This is a genomic window from Plantactinospora sp. WMMC1484, from assembly GCF_049315195.1.
In the GTDB taxonomy this organism is placed as follows: domain Bacteria; phylum Actinomycetota; class Actinomycetes; order Mycobacteriales; family Micromonosporaceae; genus Plantactinospora.
Genome location: NZ_CP186055.1, coordinates 7,393,926 through 7,412,782, shown reverse-complemented (window position 1 = coordinate 7,412,782; position 18,857 = coordinate 7,393,926). Strand labels below are relative to the sequence as shown.

The window sequence follows — 18,857 nt, the reverse complement described above, 5'->3', positions numbered from 1 at the left end:
GCGGGCTGTCCGTGACCATCAGTAATGGCGGGGCGACCTGATGCGATTGACCATCCTCGGCTGCGCAGGGAGTTTCCCCGGCCCTGAATCGGCCTGTTCCGCCTATCTCGTCGAAGCCGACGGCTTCCGGTTGCTGCTCGACTTCGGTTCGGGCTCGCTCTCCGCCCTGCAGCGGTACGTCGGACTCAAGGCGGTGGACGCGATCCTCCTGACCCATCTGCACGGCGACCACATCCTCGACGCGGTCCCATACATCGTGGTACGCCGCTACGCACCGGACGGCCCCTATCCGCCGCTGCCGGTCTACGCCCCGAGCGGCGCCCCGGACCGGCTTGCCAACGCCTACAGCCTGGACGAGGGGGTGCTCGACGACGTCTACACCTTCTACGGCCTCCAACCCGGGACGTTTCCGATCGGGCCGTTCTCGGTGACCGTCGACCGGGTCAACCACCCGGTGGAGACCTACGGGGTACGGCTGGAACACGGCGGCCGCTCGCTCTGCTACTCCTCGGACACCGCTCCCTGCGAGTCACTGCTCCGGCTCGCCCACCGCGCCGACCTCTTCCTCTGCGAGGCGAGTTACCTCGATGGGGTGGAGAACCCGCCCGATCTGCACCTGACCGGGCGCGAGGCGGGCGAGATCGCCACCAAGGCGGAGGTCGGACGGCTGCTCCTCACCCACCTGGTCGCCGCCTGGGGCAGTGAGGCGGTGACCCACGAGGCCGCGCTCTCCGCCTTCGCCGGCCCGGTGGAGGTCGTCCGCCCCGGCGCCCGGTACGACATGTAGCCCGGCGACCTGCCGCTCGGCTCGGCGGCGCCGGTCCTGACGGAAGCAACGTCCTGCGGGTATGGGAGCCGCCGGTCGGTGATCGGTGATCGGTGATCGGTGACGGTGGTCGGTGGTCGGGGCACCCTCGGTCGGGAGGATCCGGCGAGCACATAGGCTGCGGGGATGGCGCGACCTGACGGGCGGCGGCCCGACCAACCTCGACCGGTGAACCTGACCCGACGCTGGAGCATCCATCCGGAGGGATCCGTGCTCGTCGAGTTCGGCGACACCCGGGTGCTCTGCACCGCGAGCGTCACCGAGGGGGTGCCGCGCTGGCGCAAGGGGTCCGGCCTCGGCTGGGTCACCGCGGAGTACTCGATGCTGCCCCGCTCCACCACCACCCGCTCCGACCGGGAGAGCGTCCGAGGCAAGATCGGCGGGCGTACCCACGAGATCTCCCGGCTGATCGGCCGCAGCCTGCGGGCCTGCATCGACCTGAAGGCGCTCGGCGAGAACTCCATCGTGCTGGACTGCGACGTGTTGCAGGCCGACGGCGGTACCCGCACGGCCGCCATCACCGGGGCCTACGTCGCGCTGCACGACGCGGTGAGCTGGCTCGCCGAGCGGAAGGCGCTGGCCGGGAAGCCGGCGAAGGTGATGCACCGGTCGGTCGCGGCGGTGAGCGTCGGCGTCGTCGAGGGCGAACCGCGACTCGACCTCAACTACCTGGAGGACGTGGCGGCCGAGGTGGACATGAACGTGGTCTGTACCGGCACCGGTGACTTCGTCGAGGTGCAGGGGACCGGCGAGGCGGGCGTATTCGCCCGGGAGCAGCTCGACGCACTGCTCGACCTCGGGGTGCTCGGCTGCGCCGAACTGACCGACGCCCAGCGGAAGGCGCTCGCCGGATGACCGAGGTGCTGCTCGCGACGCGGAACGCCAAGAAACTCGCGGAACTCCAGCGGATCCTCGACCACGCCCTCGGCGCGCGGCGGATCCGGCTGCTCGGGCTGGCGGATGTGCCGCAATACCAGGAGGTCCCGGAGACCGGGCTCACCTTCGGGGAGAACGCGCTGCTCAAGGCCCGCGAGGGCGTCAAGTGGACCAACCTGCCGACGATCGCTGACGACTCCGGGCTGGCCGTGGACGCCCTGAACGGGATGCCGGGGGTGTTCAGCGCCCGCTGGTCCGGTCGGCACGGCGACGACCGGGCCAACCTGGACCTGGTGCTGGCGCAGATCGGGGACGTACCGGACGAGCACCGGGGAGCGGCCTTCGTCTGCGCGGCGGCGCTGGTGCTACCGGGTGGCAAGGAGCACCTGGTCGACGGCAGGCAGCCCGGGCGGTTGCTGCGGGCGCCGCGGGGCGAGGGCGGCTTCGGCTACGACCCGATCTTCGTCGGTGACGGCCAGGACCGGACCAACGCCGAACTCTCGCCGGAGGAGAAGGACGCGGTCAGCCACCGAGGCAAGGCGCTGCGGGCCCTGGCCAAGGTGATGGCCAGGGCCCTGCCGGCGGTCTGACGACGCGCCCGCGCTCGGAGAGCCGGGATCCAGCGGTCTACGAGCCTGTGGTCAGCGAGCCGGGATCCAGCAGGATGCCTCGGGGCGGTCAGAGCCGGAGTTCACGGCCGGGCCAGCAGGACCGCAGCCACCGGTCGTGGCTGGCCACCACGATCGCGCCCGGACCACTCCGCATCGCCTCCTCCAACTCGTCGGCGAGTCGGGGCGAGAGATGGTTGGTCGGCTCGTCGAGCAGCAGCAGCTCCGGCGGGTCGGCGACGAGTAGCGCGAGGGCGAGCCGGCGCCGCTGGCCGACCGAGAGTTCCCCGACCGGCCGGGCCAGGTCGCGCGGGGCGAGCAGGCCGAGGGAGCGCAGCGGTACGGCCTCGGCCCGCACCGCACCGAGCAGCTGCTGGTAGGTGTCCCGCACCGTCCGGTCCGGACGGTCGAAGACGGTGTCCTGGGCCAGCAGCCCGACCGTCAGCCCGCCGCGCCGGTGCACGTCGCCGGTTGCCGCCAGCCGCCCGGCCAGCACCGCGAGCAGCGTGGACTTGCCGGCGCCGTTCGGCCCGGTGACCAGCAGCCGGTCGGTGGCCTGCACGTCGAGGCGGTCAAGGCGCAGCCGGCCGGGCACCCGGACGTCCCGCAGCGACAGCAGGATCCCGTCCGGAGACCTGCTGGCCAGTCCGGTGGCCCGGAACCGCAGCGGTTCCGGCGGCTTGCGGACCTGGTCGCGTTCCAGTTCGTCGAGGCGGCGGGTGGTGTTGCGTACCCGCCGGGAGATCTGCTGCTGCACCCGGCCGGCGGTGTGCCCGTAGCCCATCTTCTCGCTGTCCCGCTTGGCCCGGCCCGGGGCGACCTGGTGCGCGGTCACCGAGACCGAGTGCCGCAGCTCGGCGAGTTCCTCCTGCTCCTCGGCGAAGCGCCGCTGCCACCGCTCGCGCTCGGCATGCTTCTCCGCCTGGTAGGCGGTGTAGTTGCCGCCGTACCGGGTCGGGCCGTCGACCGCCGGGTCGAGGTCGATCAGGTCGGTGCAGACCGCGTCCAGGAACGCCCGGTCGTGGCTGGCCAGCACGACGACCCCGGGCAGGTCGCGGAGCTGCTCTTCCAGGAACGTCGCGGCGGCGTCGTCGAGGTGGTTGGTGGGCTCGTCGAGCAGCAACGCGACGGGGCGCCGGACCAGCAGCGCCGCCAGCGCGAGCCGACCCCGCTGCCCACCGGAGAGCGAGGCGAGGGTGCGGTCATGCGCCAGCTCCCCGAGGCCGAGGCCGGCAAGGACGATCTCGGCACGCCGGTCGGCGTCCCAGGCCGCGTGCTGCTCGGCGCGGTCGAGCCGGTCACCGTACTCGGCGAGCAGGTCGGGGTGGCCGGCAGCGTCCGGCGGGTTGTCGGCGAGCGCCCGGCTGAGCCGGTCGAGTTCGGCGAGGTCCTCGCGGGCTTCCCGGAGCGCGTCGTCGAGCACGTCCGTGATCGTCGACGCCGGTTCGAATGGCATCTCCTGGTGCAGGAAGCCGAGGTCGGGCGGCCGGAGCACGCTGCCGCCGTCCGGCTCGTCCGCCCCGGCGAGCAGCCGCAGCAGGGTCGACTTGCCGGCGCCGTTCTCGCCGATCAACCCGATCCGCTGCCCGGGAGCGGCGGTGAGGGAGACACCGTCGAGCACGCGGCGGCCACCGAGGGTGCGGACGAGGTCGTGCGCGCGCAGAGCTGACTGGGACATCTGACACCACCGGAAATAATCGAGCCTTTCGCCCGCCGGGCGGTGCCTCGGGCGCGGGCGCGGAAGGGGTGTCAGCGGCTCACATCGCGTTCAACATATCCGGCGGCTGGCCTGGGCCGCAACCGGATCCGGAACTCCGGGCACGCGCTGGAGTGGTTGCCGGGTCAGGCCCTGCCGGTCGTGGTGGTGTCGGGCCGGGCGGGCGGGTCCCGGAGGGTGAGCGCGTCGGCGACGACGATGCCGAGCAGCACCGCCAGGACGGAGGTGGCGACCGCCAGTGGCGGCAGGTGGACCATCAGCGGTGACATCGCGACCAGCACTCCGAGCCCGATCAGCCAGGGCCGGGCGACCCGGACGAAGACCTCGTGCCCCAACAGGGTGCGGCCCACCAGGAAGAGCGCGGGACCACCGATGATCACCAGGACCCAGCCCCAGGGCGTGTTGTCGAGCGGATTGCGGATCACCAGTTCGTCGCTGACCGTGGTGAGGACGACCCCGGCCACCATGATCAGATGGGCGTAGCCGGCCCAGGTGGTCTCCCGGCCCGGGTCGGCGGAGCCGACGATGGCGCTGCCGAGCTTCTCCCTGGTCCGGTAGAAGTAGATCCACCAGAGCAGCACGGTGGTGCCGAAGGAGACGAGGAAGGCCATCCGCTCCCGGGGAGCGTCCCCGGTGCTCCGGATCGTCCGGGCGGTGATCACCACGGTCTCGCCGAGGGCGATGATGATGAACTGGCGGTAGCGTTCGGCCAGGTGCTCGCCGGTGGTGTTCCATTCCCAGTCCGGGGAGCGGCCGAGCTTCGGGGTCGGCCAGCGCAGCACCGGCCCCAGATAGTCCATGCCCAGGGCCACCGTCCAGAGCACCGTCCGTGGTACACCCGGGACCAGCGCGCCGGCGAGCCAGATGGCCCCGGAGATGCCGAACCAGAAGATGCCGCGCAGCGGCCGGTTGTGCAGCCGGTGCCGGTGCAGGATCACCGCGAGCACGATGCTGCGGAAGAGGTGTATCCCCACGTACGAGGCGGCGAAGAGCACCCCCTGCCCGTCGAACGCCTCCGGCACGGCCGTCGACATCATCAGGCTGCCGAGCATGATCGCGATGACCAGCAACTGGACCGCTGGCCGCCGCGAGTCCAGGGTGTCGGTGGCCAGGTTGGTGTACGACCAGACCCACCAGATCGCCAGCAACAGCAGGAGGGTCTGGTACGCGCCGAGCGGGTGGAGGTTGGCGACCAGCGCCTCGGCCAGCCGGGCCAGGATGAAGACGAAGACGAGATCGTAGAAGAGCTCCACGGCGGTGGCCCGCTGTGGCTGTCCGGGATCGCGGATCAGCGTCGAGAACCTGCCCGTCGTCATCCGCCGTCCGCTCTTCCGCCCACCGACCACGCGGCTGACCAATGGCCTGACCTGCGCGTACGGCCGCCAGCCGCCGCCGAAGCAGTCGTACCACGCCGGACGCGCGCCGCTCCGGGATTTGCGGTTACCGCCCGTAGCGGGCGAGCCGAATCAGTGAGACGAGCGGGATCAGCGGGCCCCCGCACGGTCTCCGGGCGGTCTCTGCCCGCGCTCCGCCGACCGGAAGCCTGACTAGCCCAGCGGGCCGATCTCGGCCTCGATCGCGTCGCGCAGGTCGGGCCCGGCGACCACCGCCCGGGCGGCCTCGATCACCGGGGCGAGGAAGATGTCCGGCCCCGGATCGCCGGCCACCTCCGCCAGCGCGGCCAGCGCCGCCCGCCCGGCGGGGGAGGGGGTGAGCGGGGCCCGCAACTGCAACCCGCGTACGCCGGCCAGCAGCTCCACCGCGAGCAGGCTGGTCAGGTTGTCCAGCACCGTACGCAGCTTCCTGGCGGCCGCCCAGCCCATCGAGACGTGGTCCTCCTGCATCCCGCTGGTCGGCAGCGAGTCGACCGAGGCGGGTGCGGCGAGCCGCCGGTTCTCCGCGACGATGCCGGCGGCGGTGTACTGGGCGATCATCAGCCCGGAGTTGACCCCGGCGTCGGGGGAGAGGAACGCCGGCAGCTCCCGGGAGCGGGTGACGTCGAGCAGCCGGTCCACCCGGCGCTCGGCGATCGCCCCGACCTCGGCGGCGGCGATGGCCAGGAAGTCGGCGGCGAAGCCGAGCGGCGCGCCGTGGAAGTTGCCTGTCGACTCGACCCGGCCGTCCGGCAGCACCACCGGGTTGTCCACCACCGAGCGGAGTTCTCGCGCGGCCACCTGCTCGACGAAGTCGAGGGTGTCCCGGGCCGCCCCGGCGACCTGCGGCGCGCAGCGCATCGAGTACGCGTCCTGCACCGCGTGTGACAGGTCGTCCCGATGAGAGTCCATGATGGACGACTGCTGCAACAGCCGGTGGATGTTGGCCGCCGAGACCGCCTGCCCCGGATGTGGCCGGATCGCGTGCAACTCGGGCAGGAACGGCCGCTCCGAGCCGAGCATCGCCTCGATCGCCAGCGCCGCCGTCACGTCCGCCATCGCGAAGAGGTGGCGGGCGTCGGCGATCGCCAGCAGCAGCATCCCGAGCATGCCGTCGGTGCCGTTGACCAGCGCCAGCCCCTCCTTGGCGGCGAGGGTGACCGGGCGCAGTCCGGCGGCCCGCAGCGCCGCCCCGGCCTCCTGGCGGTCGCCCGCCGGGCCGACCACCCAGCCCTCGCCGAGCAGCACCAGCGCGCAGTGCGCCAGCGGGGCGAGGTCGCCGGAGGCACCGAGCGAGCCGTGCTCCGGCACCCACGGGGTGATGTCGGCGTCGAGCAGGTCAACCAGGGCCCGGACCAGCTCGGGGCGTACCCCGGAGTGGCCCAGCGCCAGCGAGCGGATCCGCAGCAGCATCATCGCCCGGACCACCTCGCGGGGCATCGGCGCGCCGACCCCGGCGGCGTGCGAGCGGATCAGCGCGTGCTGCAACTCGGCCCGCCGCTCCGGCGCGACGAAGGTGGTGGCCAGCGCGCCGAAGCCGGTCGAGACGCCGTAGACCGGGCGGCCGGTCTGCTCGATCCGGTCCACGATCGCCCGGCTGGCCGCCATGGTGTCCACGGTGGACGGATCGAGGGCGACGGTGGCGGTGCCACGGGCGACCGCCAGCACGTCGGCCGGGGAGATCCCGGTCGGGGTGACGGTGACGACGGGACGGGTCACGGTAGACATTGCGGTACTCCGTTGTGCAGGACCTCGCGGACCAGTGGAACCCCCGGCCGGTAGGCCAGGTGCAGATACGAGGGGGCGTCGAGGAGGATCAGATCGGCCGGCACCCCCGGCCGGAGCACCCCGGCGTCGTCGCGGCGCAGCGCGCGGGCGCCACCGGCGGTCGCCGCCCAGACCGCCTCCGCCGGGGTCATCCCCATCTCCCGGACGGCGAGCGCGACGCAGAACGGCATCGACGAGGTGTACGACGACCCGGGGTTGCAGTCGGTGGCCAGCGCCACGGTCACCCGGGCGTCGAGCAGGCGTCGCGCGTCCGGATAGGTCGACCGGGTGGAGAACTCCGCCCCGGGCAGTAGCGTCGCCACCGTCTCCGACATGGCGAGCGCGTCGACGTCCAGATCGGACAGATGCGTGCAGTGGTCGACACTGGCCGCCCCGAGTTCCACCCCGAGCTGCACCCCCGGCCCCGGGCCGAGCTGGTTGGCGTGCACCCGCACGCCGAGCCCGGCGGCCTGGCCGACGGTGAGGATCGCCCGAGCATGGTCGGCGTCGAAGGCGCCCCGCTCGCAGAAGACGTCGATCCACCTCGCGTACGGCAGCGCGGCCCGGAGCATCGGCCCGCAGACCAGTCCCACGTAGTCGTCGGGGCGGTCGGCGTACTCCGGCGGCACGACGTGGGCGCCGAGGAATGTCGTCTCGGCGGTGAACTCGGCGGCGATCCGCAGCGCGCGGGCCTCGTCGGCGACGCTGAGCCCGTACCCACTCTTGATCTCGATCGTGGTGCTGCCCTGCCGCAGCGCCTCGGTGCGCAGCCGCTCGACGGTGTCGCGGAGCCGGTCGTCGCCGGCGGCCCGGGTGGCGGCGACCGTGGTCCGGATCCCGCCGCCGGTGTACGGTTCGCCGGCCATCCGGGCGGCGAACTCGGCCGCCCGGTCACCGGCGAAGACCAGGTGCGAGTGGCTGTCCACGAAGCCGGGCAGCACCGCGGCGCCCCCGGCGTCGATCCGCCGGTCGGCGGCGGGCGCGTAGCGCGCCGGGCCGATCCAGGCAACCTCGCCCTCCTCGACCAGCAGCGCTGCCTTGCGGCGGATGCCGAGCGGACCGCCCTCGCCGAGCCCGGCAACGTTGGTCACCAGCTCGCCGATGTTGTCGATCAGCAGGTTCATGCCGCCATCCTCACGCCGTCACCGCCCGGATCGCCGCCATCCTCATCCCGTCACCGCCCGGATCGCCGCCGTCAGCTCGGCCGGCACGTCGAGCGTGCCGTGCCGACCGTCCCGGACCACCTCCCGGCCGTCGACAAGCACGTCGGTGACGTCCGCCGCCCCGGCCGCGAAGAAGAGGCCGGCCGGCGGCACCCCGGCGGTACGGGCACTGTCCAGCCGAACCGTGACCAGGTCGGCCCGCCCACCCGGCGCCAGCCGCCCGGCGTCCGGCCAGCCCAGCGCCGCGTGCCCGGTGGCGGTCGCGGCGCGCAGCAGCTCCGCCGGGGCGAAGTGGCCCCGGGCCAGGGTCGACAGCCGGGCGTCCAGCTCCATCGCCCGCGTCTCCTCGAAGAGGTCGACCACGGCGTGGCTGTCGCTGCCGAGGCTGATCGGACTGCCGGCGTCGGCCAGTTCCCGGGCCGGCCCGATCCCGTCGGCCAGGTCCCGCTCGGTGGTCGGGCAGAGGCAGACCCCGGTGCCACTGACGCCGAGCGCCGCCCGGTCGGCGTCGGTCAGATGGGTGGCGTGTACCGCCGTCGTGCCCGGACCGAGCGCGCCCGCGCCGGCCAGCAGCCCGGTCGGGGTCGTCCCGTGGTACGCCAGGCAGGCTTCGTTCTCCGCCGGCTGCTCGGAGAGGTGTACGTGCAGCGGGGCACCCCGCCCGGCGGCCCAGCCGGCCACCTCGGCGAGTTGGTCGGCCGGTACCGCCCGCACCGAGTGGATCGCCGCCCCGACCCGGGCGTGCGGGCCGGCCGGGGCGAAGGAGGCGGCCCGCTCGGCCCAGCGCGCGGCGTCACCGTCACCGAACCGCAGTTGCGGCCCGGTCAGCGGCTCGCCGTGCACGCTCGCCGTCAGGTAGCAGGTGTCCAGCAGGGTCAGCCGGATCCCGGCCTGGGCGGCGGCCTCCACCAGCGCCGCCGACATGGCGTTCGGGTCGGCGTACCGGACGCCCTCGGGAGCGTGGTGCAGGTAGTGGAACTCGCCGACACAGGTGATCCCGGCGAGCGCCATCTCGGCGTACGTCGCCCGGGCCAGTGCGAGATAGCTCTCCGGGTCGAGTCGGGCGGCGACGGCGTACATCGTCCGACGCCAGTCCCAGAAGTCGCCCCGGCCGCCCTGGCTGCGCCCGCGCAGCGCCCGGTGGAAGGCATGCGAATGGGCGTTGGCCAGCCCCGGCAGGGTCAGCCCGGACAGCCGCCGGGATTCCGGCGGCGGCACCGCCACCCCGGGCGTGACCTCGGTGAACCGGCCGCGGGCCAGCTCGATCAGCACGTCGGCGTCCGGCTTGGGACGGTCCGGCAGCCAGGCGTACTCGGCGTGGTACCAGGTCCGCGGCTGGCCGGGCCGGGCGGGAGCGGTCGTGCTCCGGCCGTCGGGGGCGGTCGTGCTCCCGTCGGGGGCGGTCGTGCTCCGGCCGTCGGGGGCGGTCGTGCTCCCGTCGGGGGCGGTCGTGCTCGGGTCGGGGGCGGTCCGGCTCGGGTCGGGGGTGCTCATCCGGCGGCGGCCAGTTCGGTGAGGAGGTCTGCCAACCGGCGTACACCCTCGGCGCAGTCGTCGTCCGACGCCGACTCGGCGGGTGAGTGCGACACACCGGTCGGGTTCCGCACGAAGAGCATCGCGGTCGGCACGTGTGCGGCCAGGATCCCGGCGTCGTGCCCGGCGGCGGTCGGCAGCACCGGCACCCCGTCGGCGAGAACCCGGCGGAACGCGGTGACGAGTCCGCCGTCGAACTCGACGGGCGGGCTCAGCGACTCGCGGACGAGGTCGAGGGTCGTACCGTCCCGGACGGCCCGGTCGGCGGCCTTGGCGCGTACCGCCTCGACCAGGGCCTCCAGGGTGGCGGCGTCGGCGGCCCGGGCGTCGAGCCAGCCGCGGACCCGGGCCGGGATCGCGTTCGTGGCGTTCGGCTCCACCTCGACCCGGCCGATCGTGGCGTGCGCCCCGCGCAGCCGGGCCTCCTTGTTCGCGGCCAGCACCGTGAAGGCGTAGGTCAGCATCGGGTCGCGGCGGTCGGCCATCCGAGTGGTGCCGGCGTGGTTCGCCTCGCCCGCGAAGTCCAGCAGCCAGCGGCCGTGCGGCCAGATCCCGCTGGCGATGCCGACCGGCGCGGCCAGGTCGACCAGTGCCCGCCCCTGCTCGATGTGCAGCTCGACGAAGACGCCGATCCGGCTCAGCAGCTCAGGCCGGGCCCCGGCCGGGCGGCGGCCCATCGCCTCGGCCAGTGTGGTGCCGTCCCGGTCGACCAGCCCCGCCGCCCGATCCGGGTCGAGCGCACCGCTGAGCAGCCGGGATCCCAGGCACGGTACGCCGAACCGCGAACCCTCCTCCTCGGCGAACGCCACCACCCCGACCGGCCGGCGGAACTCCCGGCCGCTCTCGCGTAGCATCCGCACCGCCAGCAGCGCGCTGACGATGCCGAGCGGGCCGTCGTAGCCGCCGCCGTGCGGCACCGAGTCGAAGTGGCTGCCGAGCAGCACGGCGTCGCCCCGCTCCGGCGGCGGCCCGTACCAGGCGAAGAGGTTGCCGTTGCCGTCCGCCTCGACGGTGTGCGCCCCGTCCGCCGTCGCCACGCCCCGGAACCACCGCTCCAACTCCCGTACCGCCCCGCCGAAGCCGTACCGCAGGTAACCGCCGCTGCCCGCGTCCCGCCCCACCCCCACGATCTCCGCCCAGAGCCGGGTGAAAGGAGGGGGCCCTTCTACAACAGAATCCGATAACACGGGGCCCCTCCTCACGCCTCGGCCATCGGAACGCGGAGGGCGTTGCGGGCGGCGGTCTCGGTGGCCTCCGGGTAGCCGGCGTCGACGTGCCGGAGTACGCCGGTCGCCGGGTCGTTGGCCAGGACACGTTCGAGTTTCTGGCGGGCCAGCGGGGTGCCGTCGGCGACGCTGACCTGCCCGGCGTGGATGGAGCGGCCGATGCCGACCCCGCCGCCGTGGTGGATGCTCACCCAGGACGCCCCGCTGGCGGTGTTGACCAGGGCGTTGAGCAGTGGCCAGTCGGCGATCGCGTCGGAGCCGTCGGCCATCGCCTCGGTCTCCCGGTAGGGGGAGGCGACCGAGCCGGCGTCGAGATGGTCCCGACCGATGACGATCGGGGCGCGTAGTTCGCCGCTGGCCACCATGTCGTTGAAGCGGAGGCCGGCCCGGTCGCGCTCGCCGTGGCCGAGCCAGCAGATCCGGGCCGGCAGGCCCTGGAAGGCGACCCGTTCGCCGGCCAGCCGGATCCACCTGGCCAGCGACTCGTTCTCGGGAAAGAGGTCGAGGACGGCCCGGTCGGTGGCGGCGATGTCGGCCGGGTCACCGCTGAGCGCCGCCCAGCGGAACGGCCCCCTGCCCTGGCTGAAGAGCGGCCGGATGTACGCCGGCACGAAGCCGGGGAAGGCGAACGCCCGCTCGTACCCGCCGAGCTGTGCCTCGCCCCGGATCGAGTTGCCGTAGTCGAAGACCTCGGCGCCGCCGTCCTGGAAGCCGACCATCGCGGCGACGTGTCTCACCATCGCGGCCCGGGCCCGTTCGGTGTACTCGGCCGGCTTGCTCCGGGCCAGCTCGGCGGCGTCGGCCAGCTCCACGCCGTCGGGGACGTACGAGAGCGGGTCGTGCGCGCTGGTCTGGTCGGTGACGATGTCGATATCGACACCGCGGCGGAGCAGTTCCGGGAATACGGTGGCGGCGTTGCCGACCACGCCGACCGAGAGCGGCCGGCGGTCCCGCTTCGCCGCGAGGACCTGGTCGAGGGCGGCGTCCAGGGAGTCGGCGACGGTGTCGAGATAGCGGGTACGCACCCGGCGGGCCAGCCGCTCCGGGGCGACGTCGACGATCAGGCAGGCGCCGCCGTTCATCGTCACCGCGAGCGGCTGCGCCCCGCCCATGCCGCCGCAGCCGGCGGTCAGCGTCAGCGTGCCGGCGAGCGAGCCGTCGCCCGTGCGAATGCCTGAGCCGGCACCCTCGTCCTGCCGGTCGGTGTCGGCGGCGGTTCGCCCGGCGGCGGGCTTGGTGGCGGGCTTGGCGGCGAGCTTGGCGGCGAGCTTGGCGGCGACGGCGGCGAAGGTCTCGTAGGTGCCCTGGAGGATGCCCTGGGTGCCTATGTAGATCCAGGAACCGGCGGTCATCTGGCCGTACATGGTCAGGCCGAGCTGTTCGAGACGGCGGAACTCCGGCCAGGTGGCCCAGTCCCCGACCAGGTTGGAGTTGGCGATCAGCACCCGGGGCGCCCACTCGTGGGTCCGCAGCACGCCGACCGGACGGCCCGACTGCACCAGCATGGTCTCGTCGTCGGCGAGGGTCCGGAGCGTCCGGACCAGCGCGTGGTAGGACGGCCAGTCCCGGGCCGCCCGCCCGGTCCCGCCGTAGACGACCAGGTCGTCGGGGCGCTCCGCCACCTCAGGATCGAGGTTGTTCATCAGCATCCGCAGCGCCGCCTCCTGGGGCCACCCGGCGGCGGTCCGGGTACTGCCACGGGCGGCGCGGATCGGCTCGGGCATGGTGACTCCTCCTGCGGTGGAACGGGGCGACGGCGGTGTGCTGTGCTGCCGATCGGGTGCGACGGCGGTGTGCTGTGGTCCTGGACGTCGGTTCGCGCCGGGGCGGTCACACGACGAACAACTGGCGGCGGGCGGCGGACTGCTCGAACTCCTCCAGGCGACGCTGCGCGTCGGCGGGCGCGGCGTCGCAGATCGCCTGGAGCAGCACCATCGACAGGGCCATCGGTGCGGCGTGCAGGTCGAAGACGAGCTGTGCGCCGACCGCGGCCGGCAGGACGATGTCGGCGTACTCGGCGGCTGGGCTGACCGCCGAGTCGGTGATCACCACGACCGACATCCCCGCCTCCCGGGCGTCCCGGAGCGCGTCCAGGGACTCCCGGGGGTAGCGGGGCAGCACGATGCCGAGCAGCGCGCCCGCGCCGGCTGCCCGTGCCTGCTCCAGCCGGTCGGTCAGCAGCGTCCCGCCGGAGTCGAGGACCCGCACGTCCGGATGCACCTTCGCCGCGAAGTACGCGAAGTATCCGGCCAGCGGGGCGGCGGCGCGCAGTCCGAGGACGACCAGCGGCCGACTGCCGGCCAACATCGTCCCGGCGGCGGTCACCCCGTCCCGGTCGGCGAGTTGCTCGGCGAGCCGGTCCAGGTTGTCGGCCTCGGCGCGGATCGCCCGCTGCATCTCGTTGCCGGTCGGGGCGGCCAGGTCGGGGCGGCCGTAGCCGGAGGCGGCGATCTCCCGCAGTCGGCGGCGCAGCGCCGGGTAGCCGTCGTAGCCGAGTGCCATGGCGAACCGGGTCACCGAGGGCTGGCTGACCTTGGCCAGTTCGGCGACCTCGGCCGCGGAGAGATAGGCGGCGGAGGCGGCATGCTGGACCAGGCTGTGCGCGATCCGGCGTTGGGTCGGCGTCAGCCGGATGCCCTGGAAGAGGTCGAGCACGCGGTCCGTCGACGGTGCCGCGATGACAGCGCTGTCATTCACAACAAGACTGTATGCATAAAACATTTCAGGGGGCAATGGGACACCACGAACGGGTTGGCGCTTCCGGCTGGAGCTTTGCCGACCACGGTCAGCCGCGAGCGCTGGAGATCGACCGGTGGCCGCTGTGGCATCGTGAACGACATGCGGCTGGTCTCGCTCCACACGTACCCGGTCAAGAGCTGTTACCGGCTCGACCTCGACGAGGCCCGGGTCGAGCCGTGGGGCCTGGCCGGCGACCGGCGCTGGATGATCGTGGACGAGGACGGGACCGGGGTCACCCAGCGTCAGGCGACCGGCCTGGTCGCCATCCGGCCGGAACTCCACCCGGGCACGCTGCTGCTGCGCGCCGCCGGTCGGCCGGAACTCGAGGTGGCCGAGCCGGTCGACGGCGACCCGGTCGCCGTACGGGTGCTGTCGAACCTGCCCCCCGCCCCGGGCCGGCTGGCGGGTCCGGCGGCCGACGACTGGCTCTCCCGACTGCTCGACCGCAAGATCCGGCTGGTCTGGCTCGGCGACCCGACCGCGCGCCCGATCCCGGACACCCACCTCGCCGACCCGGCCGAACGGGTGAGCTTCGCCGACGGCTATCCCCTGCTGCTCACCAACCGCGCGTCCCTGGACGCGCTCAATGCCGCGCTGCTCGAGTCGGGCAACATCGAGGCGCCGCTGCCGATGACCCGGTTCCGCCCGAACGTGGTGGTCGGGGGAGCGGCACCGTGGGCCGAGGACGACTGGATCGGCCGCCGGCTCCGGATCGGCCCGGTGACGTTCCGGGTGGCGAAGCCGTGCGGCCGCTGCCTGGTCACCACGACGGACCAGGAGACCGGGGTACGCGGCCGCGAGCCACTGCGCACCCTGGCGGCGTACCGGCGGATCAACCGGCAACTCGTCTTCGGTCAGAACCTCGTGCCGGTGCCGGTGCCGGTGCCGGCGCCGGTGCCGGTGCCGGCGCTCAGGTCGTCCGGTCCGGTCGGCACGCTGACCGTGGGTGACCCGGTGGAACTGCTGTCCTGATCCTGCCCGGCCGTGCTGCCCGCCGTGCTTCCCGGCCGTGCTTCCCGGCCGTGCTGCCCGCCGTGCTTCCCGGCCGTGCCGGGTCGGAGGCGGTTCGCCGATCTTGCGGAAGGCGCGACGGCTCGGGCAACATCCCCCGGGTGATCGAGGCACCCCATCCCGGAAGCAGCGACGAAAGTGTTCCGGCGGCTTCCCCGGCGGCCGACGACCACGGGAGCCGGCGACCGCGCGGCGGCCGGCTCCTGCGTCGGCGACCAGCGGGCCGATGGCTGGCGGGCGGGTCCGCGGCGGTGCTCGCCGCCCTCCTCGGGCTCGTGCTCGTCTGGCAGTTCTCCGACTCGGCCGCCTGCGCCGGGCTCGCCGGACCGCCGGTGGACCTGGTCGCGCCACCGGCCGACGGGACCGTCTACAAGGGAAAGGCGTCGCACTACGACGGCGGGAACTCTGGCGGGAACTGTTCGCTGCCCGGTCCGCCGGCCAACCGGCTCTACGTGGCGCTCGGTTCCGCCCAGTACGCCGGCTCGGCCGCCTGCGGCAGTTTCCTCGACGTGACCGGCCCGAAGGGCACCGTACGGGTGATGGTGCTGGACCGCTGCGCGGGCTGCACGGGTGGCAAGATCGACCTTTCCCGGCAGGCGTTCGCGAAGATCGCCGACCTGTCGCAGGGGATCGTCCCGGTGCGCTACCGGGCGGTGGTCGACCCGCCGTTGCCCGGCCCGCTCACCTTCCGGCTCAAGGGTGGCGTGTCGCAGTACTGGTTCGCGGTGCAGGTGGGTGACCACGGAAACCCCGTGAAGTCGCTGGCGGCGAAGAGTGCGGGTGGGGGCTGGCGGGCGGCGAAGCGCGGGTCCGACAACTACTGGGTCGTCGACGGCGGACTCGGCAGGGGGCCGTACTCGATCCGGGTCGTCGACGTCCACGGACACGAGGCGGTCGCCACCGGGATCCGGCTGACGCCCCGCCTGGTGCAGCGGAGCACGGTACGGATGTACGACACCACTCCGGCGGGTGCCGGCACGCCGACCCCGTCGGCTCCGCCGAACCTGAGTGCCGGTGCCACCGCCGCCCCGAGCGCATCCGCGACGCCGTCGCCAGACACCCCGGGGACGGGTACGCCGACCGGGAGGGACGCCTCCGGAAAGCCGGTGGCGGGAGCGGCCGGCGCTTCGGTTCCGGTCGGCTGCGACTGATCCCCGCGCGCGCCGGCCCGCCCCGACGTACCGCCCGGGCCGGCTGCACCTGGATCAGGTAAGCGACAGCCACATCTGGATCTCGTCGCGGTCGTCGCCCGGCCCTACCCGGAGCGCGCCGGGCAGCCGGCCGACCTCCCGGTAGCCGAGCCGGCGGTAGAACTCCTCCACGCCCCGGCCATCCCGGACGGTCAGGTGCAGCGCCTCCCAGCCGGCCTTCCGGGCCAACTGCTCGGCGTGACGCAGCAGCGTCCGGCCGAAGCCGTGCCCCTGCCGGTCCGGGTGCACCATCACCCGCTTCAGCGCGCACCAGTGTGCCTTGAGATGAAACCGGTTGTCGGTGAAGAAGAGCAGCGCCACCAACTCGTCGCCGTGATAGCCGACCAGCAGCCGGTCCGGTCCCTGCGCCGCGTCCCTGAGTGCGGCGAGCGCGAGCGGCCGGACCTCCTCCTCGGTGACCGGGCCGACGAACCCGACCGCGCCTCCGGCGTTGGTCACCGCCGTCCAGAGGTTGACGATCTCGTCACGCAACTCGGTGGTCAGCGGGGGATCGAGTTCGAAGCGGATGCCCACACCGGCCATCCTCGCGCGTGCGTCCGGTGCTCCCGCCGCCCCGCGCGCCGGGCGTGACGGTGCTAACAGCACCTGCCCGCCCCGCCCCAGCGCAGCCCGGCGGGGCGGGCAGGGCGGTGCCGGCGGTGTCGACCGCGGCGCGGTTGGCACCGTCTATGGGCCACGGCCGGGAGGCTGAGCCGGGCCGACGGCGCTGAGTTGGGCCGACGGCGCTGAGTTGGGCCGACGGCGCAGAGTTGGGCCGACGGCGCAGAGCCGGGCCGACGGCGCTGAGTTGGGCCGACCGCGCCGGAGTTGGGGCGACCGCGCCGAGCTGTGCGGGAGAGGGGAGTCGAACCCCTACGCCCGAAGGCACAGGAACCTAAATCCTGCGTGGCTGCCATTACACCACTCCCGCTCGCCGCAAAGTCTAGACCGCCGACGGGTTCAGTCCAGGCCGAGGTCCCGTCGAAGCTTGGCGACGTGCCCGGTGGCCTTGACGTTGTAGAGCGCCCGTTCGATCCGGCCCTCCTCGTCGATGACGAAGGTCGACCGGATCACCCCGGTGATCGTCCGCCCGTACGACCGCTTCTCGCCGTACGCCCCGTATGCGGTGAGTACCGCCGTGTCGGTGTCGGCGACCAGCGGGAAGGTGATGGCGTCGCGGTCCCGGAACTTCGCCAGGGTGGCGGGGGAGTCGGGGGAGATGCCGACCACCTCGTAGCCGGCCGCCTGCAACGAGGCGAGCGAGTCCCGGAAGTCGCAGGCCTGCGTGGTGCAGCCGGGCGTCATCGCCCTGGGGTAGGCGTAGAGCACGACCTTGCGACCGCGCAGATCCTTGAGCGAGAGTGTGTCGCCGGTGTCGGTGGGCAGCGCGAAGTCGGGCGCGGGGTCGCCGGCTGCGAGGCGGGTTGGCGAGGTCATGGCGATGACCCTATCGCCAGGTGGACCGGAGATTGCGGTTGGCGTACAGCTCTTGCAAAATCTTGGCAATAGCCACAGTCGGCTCCTACGCTGGGCCGGCTGGCGGGGCGGATCCCGCGCCGGCATTCAAGGGAGGTGGCGTGGACAACCTGGCGATGCACATCTCGAACGGGATCATCAACGGTCCCGTGGCCGCGGCGTTCGGGGCGTTGGCCCTGGTGGCGCTCGCGTTCTGCGTGTTCCGCAGCCGGCAGGACCTGGACGACCGGCTGGCGCCGATGGCCGGACTGGTCGCGGCCTTCATCTTTGCCGTGCAGATGCTCAACTTCCCGATCTTCACGGGAGCGGTCAGCGGTCACCTGCTCGGCGGCGCCCTCGCCGCGATGCTGGTCGGGCCCTGGGTCGGGGCGCTCTGCGTGGCGGTGGTGCTGATCGTGCAGTCGCTGATCTTCGGCGACGGCGGCGTGGCGATGCTCGGCCTCAACATCACCAACATGGCGCTGATCGGGGTCGCGGTCGCGTATCTGCTGATCGTGCTCCTGCTGCGAATCCTGCCCCGGACCGCGAGCGGGCTTGCGGCGACCGCGTTCGTCGCCTCCGTGCTCAGCGTCCTGGTCGCCTCGCAGGGCTTCGTCCTGCAGTACTGGCTGGGCGGCACCACCGACCTCGGCAGCGGCCTCGGCGCGCTGGCCGGAACGCTGGCCGGAGCCCACCTGCTGATCGGCATCGGCGAGGGCCTGATCACCGCGACCACCGTGATGACCGTGGCGAAGGTGCGGCCCGACCTGATCTACGCCCTGCGCTCGCTGCGGCCGCTTTCCACCGCCGGCCAACTCCCGCTCACCGGAGGTGCCCGATGACGATCGGAGCGAGCCGGAAGACGAAGCGCACCGGGGTCTTCATCCTCGGCGGCCTGCTGGTCGCGCTGATCCTGGCCGGGGTGGTCAGCAACTTCGCCTCGGCCCATCCCGACGGCCTGGACTCGTCGCTGCGCGAGGGCTGCACCTTCGACGCCGACGACAACATCACCGGCGGCAGCTGCCCGGCGCAGGAAACCAGGGACCACGAACTGGCCGACTCGCCGCTCGCCGACTACGGGATCAGGGGAATCGACAACTCGTACCTGTCGACCGGGCTCGCCGGGGTGCTCGGTGTGCTGGTCACCTTCGCCGTCGGCGGTGGCCTGTTCTGGCTGGCCCGGCGTCGCGCGACCGACACGCCGGAGAGCGGGACCGGCGACCCGGTCGCCGGCACGGCCGGCGGAAGCGACGGCAGCAGCACCGGCGGCAGCAGCACCGGCGGCAGCAGCACCGGCGGCAGCAGCACCGGCGGCAGCAGCACCGGCGGCGACGACGCCATCGACAACAGTGCCGGCCTCAGCGGCCGGAGCG

16 protein-coding genes, 1 tRNA gene and 1 pseudogene are annotated in these 18,857 nt (G+C 73.3%); 7 read left to right on the top strand and 11 right to left on the bottom strand.

Annotated features, from left to right (window positions below; translation table 11 throughout):
* Positions 1-40 precede the first annotated feature (40 nt).
* The 3 genes from ACN28C_RS31860 to rdgB all read left to right on the top strand — a co-directional run bounded on the left by ACN28C_RS31860 (position 41) and on the right by rdgB (position 2,292).
* Positions 41-787: an MBL fold metallo-hydrolase gene (locus ACN28C_RS31860; RefSeq protein WP_422771182.1), complete on the top strand. Its 747-nt coding sequence runs from the start codon at positions 41-43 to the stop codon at positions 785-787.
* Between the two features lie 165 nt (positions 788-952).
* Positions 953-1,681: a ribonuclease PH gene (gene rph, locus ACN28C_RS31855; protein ID WP_422771181.1), complete on the top strand. Its 729-nt coding sequence runs from the start codon at positions 953-955 to the stop codon at positions 1,679-1,681.
* Complete coding sequence (gene rdgB / locus ACN28C_RS31850; protein ID WP_422771180.1) at positions 1,678-2,292, top strand: RdgB/HAM1 family non-canonical purine NTP pyrophosphatase; 615 nt, start codon at positions 1,678-1,680, stop codon at positions 2,290-2,292. Before rph ends, rdgB begins: the two co-directional genes overlap by 4 nt.
* An 88-nt stretch (positions 2,293-2,380) precedes the next feature.
* Here rdgB and ACN28C_RS31845 read toward each other — a convergent pair whose 3' ends face one another.
* The 8 genes from ACN28C_RS31845 to ACN28C_RS31810 all read right to left on the bottom strand — a co-directional run bounded on the left by ACN28C_RS31845 (position 2,381) and on the right by ACN28C_RS31810 (position 13,786).
* Complete coding sequence (locus ACN28C_RS31845; RefSeq protein WP_422771179.1) at positions 2,381-3,988, bottom strand: ABC-F family ATP-binding cassette domain-containing protein; 1,608 nt, start codon at positions 3,986-3,988, stop codon at positions 2,381-2,383.
* 164 nt (positions 3,989-4,152) lie between these two features.
* The gene (locus tag ACN28C_RS31840; protein WP_422771178.1) at positions 4,153-5,343 is read right to left on the bottom strand and encodes a low temperature requirement protein A; all 1,191 of its coding nucleotides are present in this window, start codon (positions 5,341-5,343) and stop codon (positions 4,153-4,155) included.
* Positions 5,344-5,574: 231 nt separating this feature from the next.
* Positions 5,575-7,128, bottom strand: a complete 1,554-nt coding sequence (hutH, locus tag ACN28C_RS31835; RefSeq protein WP_422771177.1) for a histidine ammonia-lyase — start codon at positions 7,126-7,128, stop codon at positions 5,575-5,577.
* The gene (gene hutI / locus ACN28C_RS31830; protein ID WP_422771176.1) at positions 7,116-8,291 is read right to left on the bottom strand and encodes an imidazolonepropionase; all 1,176 of its coding nucleotides are present in this window, start codon (positions 8,289-8,291) and stop codon (positions 7,116-7,118) included. The genes hutH and hutI overlap by 13 nt, the downstream gene beginning before the upstream one ends.
* 42 nt (positions 8,292-8,333) lie before the next feature.
* Positions 8,334-9,824 (bottom strand): formimidoylglutamate deiminase, encoded by a 1,491-nt coding sequence (locus ACN28C_RS31825; protein ID WP_422771175.1) that lies wholly within the window; start codon positions 9,822-9,824, stop codon positions 8,334-8,336.
* Positions 9,821-11,050, bottom strand: coding sequence for an allantoate amidohydrolase (locus tag ACN28C_RS31820; protein WP_422771174.1), 1,230 nt, complete (start codon positions 11,048-11,050; stop codon positions 9,821-9,823). Before ACN28C_RS31820 ends, ACN28C_RS31825 begins: the two co-directional genes overlap by 4 nt.
* Positions 11,051-11,061: 11 nt before the next feature.
* A complete protein-coding gene (hutU, locus tag ACN28C_RS31815) occupies positions 11,062-12,813 on the bottom strand; it encodes a urocanate hydratase (protein WP_422771173.1) in 1,752 nt (583 codons plus the stop codon).
* Between the two features lie 106 nt (positions 12,814-12,919).
* Positions 12,920-13,786, bottom strand: a complete 867-nt coding sequence (locus ACN28C_RS31810; RefSeq protein WP_422771172.1) for a MurR/RpiR family transcriptional regulator — start codon at positions 13,784-13,786, stop codon at positions 12,920-12,922.
* A gap of 141 nt (positions 13,787-13,927) precedes the next feature.
* Between ACN28C_RS31810 and ACN28C_RS31805 the strand changes: the two genes are divergently transcribed.
* Both ACN28C_RS31805 and ACN28C_RS31800 read left to right on the top strand, forming a co-directional pair.
* Complete coding sequence (locus ACN28C_RS31805) at positions 13,928-14,800, top strand: MOSC domain-containing protein (RefSeq protein WP_422771171.1); 873 nt, start codon at positions 13,928-13,930, stop codon at positions 14,798-14,800.
* Positions 14,801-15,090: 290 nt separating this feature from the next.
* Complete coding sequence (locus ACN28C_RS31800) at positions 15,091-15,990, top strand: expansin EXLX1 family cellulose-binding protein (RefSeq protein WP_422771170.1); 900 nt, start codon at positions 15,091-15,093, stop codon at positions 15,988-15,990.
* Between the two features lie 54 nt (positions 15,991-16,044).
* Here the strand turns inward: ACN28C_RS31800 and ACN28C_RS31795 are convergent, their stop codons facing one another.
* The 3 genes from ACN28C_RS31795 to bcp form a co-directional block, all read right to left on the bottom strand.
* Entirely contained in the window at positions 16,045-16,563 is a 519-nt protein-coding gene (locus ACN28C_RS31795; protein WP_422771169.1) for a GNAT family N-acetyltransferase, read from the bottom strand.
* A gap of 316 nt (positions 16,564-16,879) precedes the next feature.
* Positions 16,880-16,960: transfer RNA gene (locus tag ACN28C_RS31790), tRNA-Leu, on the bottom strand.
* Between the two features lie 29 nt (positions 16,961-16,989).
* A complete protein-coding gene (gene bcp, locus ACN28C_RS31785; protein WP_422771168.1) occupies positions 16,990-17,466 on the bottom strand; it encodes a thioredoxin-dependent thiol peroxidase in 477 nt (158 codons plus the stop codon).
* A gap of 140 nt (positions 17,467-17,606) precedes the next feature.
* Here bcp and ACN28C_RS31780 point away from each other — a divergent pair, with 140 nt between their 5' ends.
* A complete protein-coding gene (locus ACN28C_RS31780) occupies positions 17,607-18,326 on the top strand; it encodes an energy-coupling factor ABC transporter permease (RefSeq protein WP_422771167.1) in 720 nt (239 codons plus the stop codon).
* A pseudogene (locus tag ACN28C_RS31775) lies at positions 18,323-18,715 on the top strand (PDGLE domain-containing protein); the annotation flags it as partial. The gene ACN28C_RS31780 and the pseudogene ACN28C_RS31775, both read left to right, overlap by 4 nt.
* Positions 18,716-18,857 lie beyond the last annotated feature (142 nt).

Coding starts and splice junctions, on each gene's coding strand:
- ACN28C_RS31860 (WP_422771182.1), top strand. CDS start 41: ATGCGATTGACCATCCTCGGCTGCGCAGGGAGTTTCCCCGGCCCTGAA.
- rph (WP_422771181.1), top strand. CDS start 953: ATGGCGCGACCTGACGGGCGGCGGCCCGACCAACCTCGACCGGTGAAC.
- rdgB (WP_422771180.1), top strand. CDS start 1,678: ATGACCGAGGTGCTGCTCGCGACGCGGAACGCCAAGAAACTCGCGGAA.
- ACN28C_RS31845 (WP_422771179.1), bottom strand. CDS start 3,988: ATGTCCCAGTCAGCTCTGCGCGCGCACGACCTCGTCCGCACCCTCGGT.
- ACN28C_RS31840 (WP_422771178.1), bottom strand. CDS start 5,343: ATGACGACGGGCAGGTTCTCGACGCTGATCCGCGATCCCGGACAGCCA.
- hutH (WP_422771177.1), bottom strand. CDS start 7,128: ATGTCTACCGTGACCCGTCCCGTCGTCACCGTCACCCCGACCGGGATC.
- hutI (WP_422771176.1), bottom strand. CDS start 8,291: ATGAACCTGCTGATCGACAACATCGGCGAGCTGGTGACCAACGTTGCC.
- ACN28C_RS31825 (WP_422771175.1), bottom strand. CDS start 9,824: ATGAGCACCCCCGACCCGAGCCGGACCGCCCCCGACCCGAGCACGACC.
- hutU (WP_422771173.1), bottom strand. CDS start 12,813: ATGCCCGAGCCGATCCGCGCCGCCCGTGGCAGTACCCGGACCGCCGCC.
- ACN28C_RS31805 (WP_422771171.1), top strand. CDS start 13,928: ATGCGGCTGGTCTCGCTCCACACGTACCCGGTCAAGAGCTGTTACCGG.
- bcp (WP_422771168.1), bottom strand. CDS start 17,466: ATGACCTCGCCAACCCGCCTCGCAGCCGGCGACCCCGCGCCCGACTTC.